Raw genomic sequence first — 4,856 nt, forward strand, 5'->3', positions numbered from 1 at the left:
AGCAGGCCGCCGCGCGGGGCCGCGGGGGCGGCACCGGGCTGCGGGCCGCGCACGCCGGGCGGCGGGGCGGTGGTCGGGCGGGACATGACGTCCACCGTAGGGGAGCGCGTCCCACCCCCGGGCCACCACGGGGTGCGCACACGATTCCTCCACCGCGCCGCCCGCGGGCGTCCCCCGTCGCGCCGCACCCGCCCCGGGTGCACCCTGGGAGCACGCGCACCGCCGACGGGGCGGTCCGGCGACGACGCGGGAGGCACCGTGCTCGACCTCGGCAACGGATTCAGCGGGTTCTCGGTAGCGGACGTCCCCGCCGCCCGGGAGTTCTACGGCGATGTCCTCGGCCTCGACGCCGAGGAGCAGGACGGGATGCTGTGGCTGCACCTGTCCGGCGGTCGCGACGTCCTGGTGTACCCGAAGGGCGACGCGCACTCCCCCGCCTCCTACACGGTGCTCAACTTCCCGGTCGACGACGTCCCCGCCGCGGTCGCCGAGCTGCGGGGGCGCGGGGTGGTGTTCGAGCGGTACGAGGGCACGCCGGTGCAGACCGACGAGGACGGGGTGTTCCGCGGCGGTGGCCCGCTGATCGCCTGGTTCACCGACCCGTCGGGCAACGTGCTGTCGGTGATCGAGGGCAGCTGAACCCGCCTGCCATCGCCTCGCCCACCCACAGGAAACCCACAGGACCACGTCAGGACCGCTCCAGGTCGCGCGCCCAGACTCGGGGGCATGACCTCCTCCACGCTCCAGCGCGACGCCCTCACCCGAGCGGACGGCCAGCCCGTCCGCGCCCTCGTCGTCGACGACGAGGCCACCCTCGCCGAGCTGCTCTCCACCGCCCTGCGGTACGAGGGCTGGCAGGTGGAGCACGCCCTGACGGGGCAGGCCGCGATCAAGCAGGCGAAGTCCCTCGACCCGGATGTGATCCTGCTCGACATCATGCTGCCCGACCTGTCCGGGCTGGAGGTGCTGCGCCGCATCCGCGCCACGCACCCGCACGTCCCCGTGCTGTTCCTCACCGCGAAGGACGCCGTCGAGGACCGCATCGCCGGACTGACCGCCGGCGGCGACGACTACGTCACCAAGCCGTTCAGCCTGGAGGAGGTCGTCGCGCGCCTGCGCGCGCTGCTGCGCCGCGCCGGCGCCGTGTCCGAGCGCGACGAGGCCGTGCTGGTCGTCGGGGACCTGCGGATGGACGAGGACGCCCACGAGGTGTCCCGCGACGGCGTCGACATCCGGCTGACCGCCACCGAGTTCGAGCTGCTGCGCTACTTCATGCGCAACCCCAAGCGGGTGCTGTCCAAGGCGCAGATCCTCGACCGGGTGTGGCAGTACGACTTCGGCGGCCAGGCCAACATCGTGGAGCTGTACGTGTCCTACCTGCGCCGCAAGATCGACAAGGGGCGCGAGCCGATGCTGCACACCCTGCGCGGCGTCGGGTACGTGCTCAAGCCCGCCGCGTGACCGCCGCCGCGGGCGGCCCGGACAGCCGGCCGCACGCCCGCTGGACGCTGCGCCGCCGCCTGGTGGCCGTGGTGCTCGCGCTGCTCGCCGTCGTCGCCGCCGTGATGGGCGTGGCCTCGACCGTGGCGTTGCGCGGGTCGCTGCTGACCCAGGTGGACGAGCGGCTGCGGTCGGCGAGCGAGCGGGCGGCCGCCGCGCCGGACCGGCTCGGGCAGGGGGCGCCGGAGGACGCCCCCACCGGTGCCGACGGCGAGCGGGTGTTCCCCGGTGGGGCCGTGCCGCCCGCGTTCGGCCTGCCGGGGCAATCGGTCGGCACCGTGAGCGTGTTCGAGAGCGCCGACGGCAGCAGCGTGCAGTCCGGGTACCTGGACGACGACGCCGTGGTGCAGGAGCTCACCGACGCGCAGCTCGCCGCCCTGCTGGACCTGACGCCCGACGGCGAGCCGACGTCCGTGACGCTGCCCGGGCTCGGCACCTACCGGGCGGTGTCCGTGGTGTCGGACCGCGGCGACACGTCGGTGACCGCCGTCCCCGTGTCGACCATCACGGACACGGTGGACGAGTTCGTCGTCGTCGAGATCGCCGTCGCCGCGCTCGGCCTCGTCGTCGCCGCCGTGCTGGCGACCGTGCTGGTGCGCCGCGAGCTGCGCCCCCTGGACCGCGTCGCCGCCACCGCCACGCGCGTGTCCGAGATGCCGCTGTCCCGCGGCGAGGTGGACATCCCCGAGCGCGTCCCCGCCCGCGACACCGACCCGGCCACGGAGGTCGGCCAGGTCGGTGCCGCCCTCAACCGGATGCTCGGGCACGTCGAGTCCGCGCTGACCGCCCGGCACGAGTCCGAGACGCAGGTCCGCCGGTTCGTCGCCGACGCCAGCCACGAGCTGCGCACGCCGCTGGCGTCGATCCGCGGCTACGCCGAGCTGGTGCAGCGCCTGCCCGCCGACCTGCCGGACGACGCGGTGCGCGCCATGGGTCGCGTGGAGTCCGAGGCGCGCCGCATGACGTCGCTGGTCGAGGACATGCTGCTGCTGGCCCGCCTCGACGCGGGTCGCGACCTGGACCTCGGGGAGGTGGACCTCGCGGCGCTCGCCGTGGACGCCGTCGCGGACGCGCACGTCGCCGGGAGGGACCACGTCTGGCGCCTCGAGCTGCCGGGCGCCGCCGACGACGACCCGGAGGAAGCCGAGGCGGAGGCCGAGCCGGTCGAGGTGGTCGGCGACGAGCACCGGCTGCGGCAGGTCCTGGTGAACCTGCTGTCGAACGCCCGCGTGCACACCCCGCCGGGGACGACCGTCGTCGTCTCCGTCGCGCTCGAGGGCCCCGCGGCGGTGCTGCGGGTCCGCGACGACGGCCCCGGCATCCCGGAGCCGCTGCGCTCGCGGCTGTTCGAGCGGTTCGCGCGCGGCGACGAGTCCCGCAACCGCGCGGCCGGGTCCACCGGGCTGGGGCTCGCGATCGTGCACGCGGTGGTCACCGCGCACGGGGGCACCATCGACGTCGACGGCACCCCCGGCGCGACCACCTTCACGGTCACCCTCCCGCTCGCGACCCCGTGACGGCGCCGGGCGGGCCGGGCGGGCAGGTCCTCAGGACGCCGCGGCCGACAGGGCGACGACCTCGTCGTCGGTGAGCGCGAGCGTCGCGCCCGCCAGCAGGTCCGGCAGCTGGGCGACGGACCGGGCGCTCGCGATCGGCGCGACGACGCCCGGCTGCACCCGCAGCCACGCGAGCGACACCGCGGTCACGGACGTGCCGTGCGCGGCCGCGACCTCGTCCAGCGCGGCGAGCACCCGGCGGCCCCGGTCGTCCAGGTAGCGTCCGGCGCTGCCCGCGCGCGGGCTGTCCACGGCGTCCGCCCCGTCGCGGTACTTGCCCGTGAGGAACCCGCTGGCGAGCGAGGAGTACGGCAGCACGCCCAGCCCCTCGCGCACGGCGAGCTCCTGCAGCGGGCCCTCGTACTCGTCGCGGTGCACGAGGTTGTAGTGCGGCTGCAGGGCGACGAACCGGGCCACGCCGAGGTCGTCCGCGATCCGCAGCGCCTCGGCCAGCCGCTCGGGCGAGAAGTTGGACGCCGCCACGTACCGGGCCTTGCCCTCCGCGACGACCTCGCCGAGCGCGACGACGGTCTCCTCCAGCGGAGTCTCCTGGTCGTCCTCGTGGGCGTAGTAGAGGTCGACGTAGTCGGTGCCCAGGCGCTTGAGCGAGTCCTCGACCGCCGCGCGCACCACGTCGCGGGACGTTCCGCGCCGGGTGCTGAGCTTGCCGACCTTCGTCGCGATGACGACGTCGGCGCGGTTGCCGCGCGCGCCCATCCAGCGACCCAGGACGGCCTCCGACTCCCCGCCCTCGTGGCCCGGGACCCACTCGGAGTAGACGTCCGCGGTGTCGACGAAGCTGCCGCCAGCGGCGGCGAACGCGTCGAGGACGGCGAACGAGGCGTCCTCGTCCGCGGTCCAGCCGAACACGTTGCCGCCCAGGTTCAGCGGCAGGACGTCCAGGTCGGTGGTGCCGATGCGTGCCATGGTCCTCCTCGGTCGGGTGGGAGCGCGCTGCTCCCCGATCCGTCCTAACGGACCCGGCGGCGGCCCGCTTCCTCAGCCACCCGGACGTGTGCCACGTCACACATCGACCGGGGGTGGCTCAGAGCGGGTAGGCGGCGTAGAGGTTGGCGATGTCCGCGGCCGGGCCCACGACGTGGAAGACCGTGGTGCCGTTGCGCCACACCGCCACGCCCGAGCCGTCGCCCGCGTCGAGCACGGTCACCGTCCCCGTGGCGGCGCCGTCCACCAGGACCTCACCGGTGCTCAGCACGCTCGGACCGGGCGCCGCGCTCGGGGAGGCAGTCGCGTCAGCGGTCGGCTCCGGCACCGCGGGCAGCCCGGCCACGAGCCCCGCGAGGACCGCGTCGGCCTCCTCCGGCGTCGCCCACTGCCCCGCCCGCACGGTCACCTCGGCGTCACCACCGTCGCCGTAGGTCTCCGTGTACGCCTCGACGGCACCCTGGGCCAGCCACTCGGCGTCGTCGGCCGACGCCGTGAGGGCGTACTGCAGCACCGTCGCCGGCAGCGCGGACGCGAACGCCGTCGTCGCGGGACGCGCCACGGGCTCCACCGACGCGGTCGGCGACGGCAGCACGACGTCCGGCGGTGCCGCGGCGGGCCCGGCGTCGTCGCGGGTGAGCACGTACGCGGTCCCGGCGCCCCCGACGACGAGGACCGCGGCGACGATCCCGACGACCAGCGGCCAGCGGCGACGCCGGTCCGGGGCGCCCAGGGCGTCGGGGTCGTCCCCGTCGCCCGACCCGCCGTCGTCACCGGTGGTAGGGATGGGCGGCTGCGCGGCGGTGGGCGGCTGCGCCGCCGGGGCCGCGGGAACGGCCGCGACCGGGCCGGGCT

The 4,856-nt window shown here is 75.8% G+C and carries 4 protein-coding genes and 1 pseudogene; 3 read left to right on the forward strand and 2 right to left on the reverse strand.

Annotated features, from left to right (window positions below; genetic code table 11):
* Positions 1-258: 258 nt before the first annotated feature.
* From EBM89_RS19445 to EBM89_RS19455, 3 genes are all read left to right on the forward strand, one after another.
* A complete protein-coding gene (locus EBM89_RS19445) occupies positions 259-639 on the forward strand; it encodes a VOC family protein (protein WP_233571867.1) in 381 nt (126 codons plus the stop codon).
* Between the two features lie 87 nt (positions 640-726).
* Positions 727-1,461, forward strand: coding sequence for a response regulator transcription factor (locus EBM89_RS19450; protein ID WP_122151247.1), 735 nt, complete (start codon positions 727-729; stop codon positions 1,459-1,461).
* A complete protein-coding gene (locus tag EBM89_RS19455) occupies positions 1,458-3,017 on the forward strand; it encodes a sensor histidine kinase (RefSeq protein WP_233571868.1) in 1,560 nt (519 codons plus the stop codon). Before EBM89_RS19450 ends, EBM89_RS19455 begins: the two co-directional genes overlap by 4 nt.
* A gap of 30 nt (positions 3,018-3,047) precedes the next feature.
* On the opposite strand, the gene EBM89_RS19460 is transcribed toward EBM89_RS19455, so the two are convergent.
* Together EBM89_RS19460 and EBM89_RS21545 are read right to left on the reverse strand one after the other, a co-directional pair.
* The gene (locus EBM89_RS19460; RefSeq protein ID WP_122151248.1) at positions 3,048-3,983 is read right to left on the reverse strand and encodes an aldo/keto reductase; all 936 of its coding nucleotides are present in this window, start codon (positions 3,981-3,983) and stop codon (positions 3,048-3,050) included.
* A gap of 118 nt (positions 3,984-4,101) precedes the next feature.
* Positions 4,102-4,856: pseudogene (locus EBM89_RS21545) on the reverse strand (hypothetical protein); the annotation flags it as partial.

It is taken from the genome of Cellulomonas triticagri, assembly GCF_003696205.1.
In the GTDB taxonomy this organism is placed as follows: domain Bacteria; phylum Actinomycetota; class Actinomycetes; order Actinomycetales; family Cellulomonadaceae; genus Cellulomonas; species Cellulomonas triticagri.

Coding starts and splice junctions, on each gene's coding strand:
- EBM89_RS19460 (WP_122151248.1), bottom strand. CDS start 3,983: ATGGCACGCATCGGCACCACCGACCTGGACGTCCTGCCGCTGAACCTG.
- EBM89_RS19450 (WP_122151247.1), top strand. CDS start 727: ATGACCTCCTCCACGCTCCAGCGCGACGCCCTCACCCGAGCGGACGGC.